2 protein-coding genes and 1 pseudogene are annotated in these 3,849 nt (G+C 62.3%); all 3 read left to right on the plus strand.

From position 1 onward, the window contains the following. The first annotated feature begins 1,207 nt into the window (after positions 1-1,207). Positions 1,208-1,459, plus strand: a complete 252-nt coding sequence (tnpA, locus tag NKJ01_RS36650) for an IS66 family insertion sequence element accessory protein TnpA (protein ID WP_502905962.1) — start codon at positions 1,208-1,210, stop codon at positions 1,457-1,459. Next, a complete protein-coding gene (gene tnpC, locus NKJ01_RS35950) occupies positions 1,368-2,522 on the plus strand; it encodes an IS66 family transposase (protein WP_502905963.1) in 1,155 nt (384 codons plus the stop codon). Before tnpA ends, tnpC begins: the two co-directional genes overlap by 92 nt. Positions 2,523-2,904: 382 nt before the next feature. Beyond that, positions 2,905-3,482 (plus strand): annotated as a pseudogene (locus tag NKJ01_RS35955) (ImuA family protein); the annotation flags it as partial. Positions 3,483-3,849 lie beyond the last annotated feature (367 nt).

Genomic DNA, 3,849 nt, shown 5'->3' on the forward strand with positions numbered 1-3,849 from the left:
GATCGACCCCTCTACCCGCTCAAGTCAAAATGGCAGTCGCGCCATCTCAGAACGAGGCGCCCCTCCCGCGAAGCGGGTTCGTGCACTGGGTGCATATCAGACATTCAGTAGCTGACCGACCGTGCTCCGGTCGCCTCACGCCTTCCACATCGTCGATCGGAGAACCGCCTGCATATGCTCAGGGAGGTCGAGCTCACCGCGCGCCTCGATCTCTAATAGATATCGGGCCTCGGCGAGCCGGTCCCTTCCTCAACTGCAACATAGCCGCAGATGGCGAGCAGCGCCCTCTCCTCTTCCCGGCTGGCTCTGGCGGAGGCGCCGCGGCCATCGCCTATCTCGTGCAGCGCTTTGCAGAACTCAGCATAGGCTATCTTGTGCGCCTCAATCAGCCCTCGCAGATTACTGGGCGGTCCTTGGTCTTGACCCGGCGGCTCTGTGCCGAGCGCCGGTGCCGTAACCGACGAGGCGACGACTGCGCTGCCAGAGTGGAGAAGCAAGGCGCGGCGGTTGATCCTAGACGTGGCAACCTCTCCAATTTGCTTTTATGGCTATCAGGCCAGTGACGTAAAACGACTAAACCGCGGAGCGCCGGCGGATGCCGGGCCCGACGAACCCTCCAGTGGGCGCTTGGATGTGGTGGCGCACGTGTCGCTACCTGCGCGCTTTCCATCGGGACCGTGAAGCCAATGCATCCGCAGTGCGGAGGATGGCGCCAGCCGACAAGCCAGCGCTCGGCCGCCATCCTACGGCCGACGCTGGCGACGTCGACTATCGGGGCCGTAGTGAGCCTCTCCCGGCAGCCTACCGGCCGCCCATCGCGAGCCACCGCAAAGGCCGGGTCGACGTGGTTCCGACGTTGACTATCCATCAACTTGCTGTGTGCCGGCGAGAGGGCTGTCGCAGCGCCGTCTCTGACCACGCCCCCTTCCCGGCTTCATCCTTATCAAAGTGCGGGAATGGCTCCCGCACATTGCACTAAGTCACGGGAATGGCTGAGAAATCGCGATTCTCGCAATGTGCAGGAAACACCCTCACATTGCGAAATCACCTCTTAACCCATTGAAAAACAACAACCCAACCGCAGCGCAATGTGCTCCCTTTTATCCTGCCATCGGTCTTCGGTCGGTGTAAGCGTCCGGTTCCCACCTATTCGGGGTAGTGCAATCTCGCGTAATGTCGGGTTCCTCCGTCATGTGGAGGATCTCCGATGGCGCCTCGCCGCTCCTGGGCCAAGGCCAACAGCCCTTACTGGTCGTCGCACGTCGCGAACTGGTTCCGCGGCAATCAGGATGCGCGGGAATACTGTCGCCGCCGCGATCTTTCGATCACGACATTCGAGCTGTGGATGCGTCATCTGGTGAGCGCGGATGATCTGCGCAAACGTGCGGCGCGCACAGTTCGGCCGCCGTTCCGAGCGGCTCGATCCGGATCAACTCGCGCTCGGACTGGAAAAGCTTGACGGCGATCTCGGCCGCGAAGAGGAGAGCCGTCCGATCGTCGGCAAGCTGTCGGCCGAGCGGCTGTCCCATCGCAAGCCGCTGCCCGATCATCTGCCGCGCGAGGACGTCCTGCTCGATGTCGACGGAACTGTCTGCGCGGGCTGCGGCGGTGCGTTGCACGCCATCGGCGAAAGCGTGAGTGAGATGCTGGATTGGGTTCCAGCGCAGCTTCGCGCGATCAGGACGACGCGGCCAAAATATGCTTGCCGGACCTGCGAGACGGTGGTGCAGGCTCCAGCTCCGGAGCGGTTGATCGCCGGCGGTCTGGCGACGCCGGCGCTGCTGGCGCAGGTGCTGGTCAGCAAATATTGCGACCACACGCCGCTCTATCGGCAGTCGCAAATCTTCGCCCGGAATGGCGTCGATCTTCCGCGCTCGACGCTCGCTGGATGGGTTGGCGGCGCCTGCTGGTGGCTCGAAGCTCTGCATGAGCGGCTCGCCAAGAGCGTGTTCGCTTCGAACCATCTCTTTGCCGACGACACGCCGGTCCCGGTGCTCGATCCGGGTCCCGGTCGTACGAAGACCGGCAGGCTGTGGGTCTATGCCCGCGAGCAACGCGCATGGGCTGGACCGGAGCCTCCGGCCGCGATCTATTTGTTTGAACCAGACCGCAAGGCCGAACGTCCGGCTTCGCATCTCGAGCGCTTCAAGGGCGTGCTGCATGTCGATGGCTATGCCGGCTTCGAGCAGCTCACCGGCAAGGGAGACATCGCTCTCGCTGCCTGCTGGGCCCACACCCGGCGCAAATTCTATGACGTGGCGCAGGCCACCAACGCGCCGATCGCAACCGAGGCGCTGGTCGAAACATGCAAACTCAATGGTGTCGAACCCTACGCCTGGCTGCGCGATGTGCTCATCCGCATGGTTGACGGACACCCATCAACCACCTCGATGAACTCCTGCGGTGGAACTGGGTATCCACTCGCAGAGCCGCTGCCTGAACAAGACCAGCCTCTCGCTGGATTGGACAGCGCACGATGGCGATGCTCGTATGTTGTGGCGACCCCCGTTGATGGTTCATAGTTGCAATGTGATGGGGATAAACAGATGACACAGTCGTCAGCAAACGGAGCAGATGCAAGACTGCTGGCCGAGGCCATTGCAGCGCTTCGGGAGCTAACGTCGCGCGCGAGAGAGACCCACGATCGATCGTTCGACGATGGCCATTCTGCCGATTCATGGCAGAGCGATGAACTCCGTGCCGCGATAGAGCGTGCTGAAGCAGTGATCGCGAAATCGGAGACTCCTAGATAATAGAAGGCTGCATCGACGTGCCGCTTCCCTGAGCCTGCTAATCCAGGATTCATGTCAAGACTGACCTGACGTGCAGCGACCGGACGCTTACCGGTCGGTAAGCGTCCGGTCTGTGCACGTTCTTTCCGTAGTGCAAAATCGCAGCATGTCGGGCTCGGGCGCTGTTGATGGTGCGGCCGCGGCACTCTTTGCAGCGGGAATTGCTGCTCGCAGGTCGGCAAGGTGCTGTGGTGCGTCACGCGGCCCGATTTGTTTGCGCCGGCGATCGAACAGGCCGGCCTTCCTCCGGGCAGGGTGATCTATGTCGAAAGCCGGCGATGAGAAATCCGTTTTCGCCTGTTTCGAAGAGGGTCTTCGCGGCGGTTTTGGCGCTGTGGTTGCCGAGATTGCCCGGCTTTCGATGACGGCCTCGAGGCGGCTCCAGATCGCCGCTGAGAGTTCCGGCGCCATCGGCATCGCCATTCGCCGCTGGCGTCGCCAGACGGAGGCAACCGACTTTGGCCAGCCAACCGCCGCTGAAACCCGGCGGCGCGTGTCGGTCCTGCCGTCGGCCCCAGTTCAAGGGGTCGGCGGGCGCGCTGGCAGCTTGAACTGATCCGATGCCCGGCCGGAGAGAGTGCGGATTTCACAGTGGAGGCATGCGATGCCAAGGGTCGTATCGCTCTTCCTTCCAATGTGGTCGACAGACCGCTTCAGAAGGAAATTGGGCGACGCCGCGCCTCGGCCTGAGACGCCGCTCGTCCTCATCGGCCGTGATGGACGTCGACGTGTCGTGCTTGCGGCCGATGCGGCAGCACACGCTGCTGGCCTGCGTATCGGCATGCCGGCGAGCAAGGCGCATCAACGCCGCGTCATTGCCTTCATCTCGCGGCAGATCCAATGCTCACGCAAGAAATCAGCCGTCGGCGGCCGCTCAAAATTTACCATTCTCATGAATAGTCCCAAATGTTTAACACTTGCCGGTATCTTGGCGGCTATAGTCCGAGCCGCGCTGGTGGACTCGGAAATATTTCGGCATGTGCGGTTTTAGCGGTTATTTCGGCACTGTCCGGGATGGGAGGGCGCTCCTTGAAAGGATGACGGCTGCCATTGCGCA

The organism is Mesorhizobium sp. M0276 (assembly GCF_040321755.1).
In the GTDB taxonomy this organism is placed as follows: domain Bacteria; phylum Pseudomonadota; class Alphaproteobacteria; order Rhizobiales; family Rhizobiaceae; genus Mesorhizobium.

Coding starts and splice junctions, on each gene's coding strand:
- tnpA (WP_502905962.1), top strand. CDS start 1,208: ATGGCGCCTCGCCGCTCCTGGGCCAAGGCCAACAGCCCTTACTGGTCG.
- tnpC (WP_502905963.1), top strand. CDS start 1,368: ATGATCTGCGCAAACGTGCGGCGCGCACAGTTCGGCCGCCGTTCCGAG.